The 1,248-nt window shown below is 48.2% G+C and carries 1 protein-coding gene; it reads right to left on the minus strand.

Going from position 1 to position 1,248, the window contains the following annotated elements; genetic code table 11:
* Positions 1-163: 163 nt before the first annotated feature.
* Positions 164-1,210, minus strand: a complete 1,047-nt coding sequence (locus ACED42_RS21785) for a transposase (protein WP_371704146.1) — start codon at positions 1,208-1,210, stop codon at positions 164-166.
* Between the last annotated feature and the right edge of the window lie 38 nt (positions 1,211-1,248).

Genomic DNA, 1,248 nt, shown 5'->3' on the forward strand with positions numbered 1-1,248 from the left:
TTTGAAGGGCACATCGCTTTGAGGCTTTTCTCAAGGCGAGCGAGGTCAAGATAAGATTGCGATAGCAATCTTATCAAACAGTTAGCTGTTTTTCGTTTCTTTCGTTGTCACATCTCCTCTGTTTTCGTCAATGCCATTCTCCTTATTATCAAATGCCTTTCGGCTACATGGGTCGGCTTACTCCAACACATGCCATTTCATGCTCACAACAAGGGCAGATTCGTATCGCTTTGCTCCTTACCGGTACTGGCGGCATCCTATAGACCAAGTTCAACAGCAACAGCTGAATACGAACTCTTAAGGCGTGTGCTTGACCACGTAAAAATCCGTAGTCTCGAACTCGTTGTAGCCCTTTGGGGAGCACGTGCTGCAAAATGAGCAGCAAGAACTTAAGGATGGGCAAAGTGCGCGTTCGCCATGCATTGGTCTGGCTCTCTTTATAGCGGAACGTGACCGTATCATCGGTGATATGGATGATGTATTCATCAGGCAACACTCCACGATAGAGATAGCGCGACAAATAGCTCAGTGCAGCCTGACCATAACCAACCTGCCTACAATCGACCACCCATTGTTTGGGAATGCCACTCGGCAGCCACAACGTTGGGTGTTGATTAATGGCTTCTAGCATTCTTGCTCGCCAGACTTTGGCCAAAGCAAACACGTTAAAAAGGTAATGCTTGTTGCCTTTGTGCCAGGTTTGTCTTGATGGGTCGTATTGGCCTGCCGCCACAATAATGTGCAGGTGTGGGTGCAAGTTTCGTTGCCGACTGTGGGTATGCAGCACGGCGGTAAACCCAAGTTCACCTTGCATCTGTCTTTTCGCAAAATCCTTTAAAACCCCCGATGCCACCTTAAACATACCGTTATATGTCGCTTTAGGTTGATGCCTTGCTAAAACCCTTAGTTGATACGGTAAAGTGAAGGTCACCATGAAATAGTGAACAGGCAACCGCTTTTGTTGCTGACGTTGTAGCCAGTCAGAAGTGGTGCGTTGTTGGCATTGAGGGCAGTGGCGGTGACCACAAGAAAGCGGTAATCGATCGTCGTGATGGCAGTGGCTGCAGAACCACTGTGAGCGACCTTGTTGCTCTGTTTTGCAACGGAGCATCGCCGCAATGGCCCGATGCATATCGCCATTCATCTGCGCATGATAGTGACGCTTAAGCGTAGAGTTGTGTTGACGAAGCAGCTCAATAAAGGTACTCATGTAATGCTCCCCGTTAAGTCTAGAGCATCAGTTAAATG

The sequence above is a fragment of the Vibrio sp. FF145 genome (assembly GCF_041439075.1).
Classification (GTDB): domain Bacteria; phylum Pseudomonadota; class Gammaproteobacteria; order Enterobacterales; family Vibrionaceae; genus Vibrio; species Vibrio tasmaniensis_A.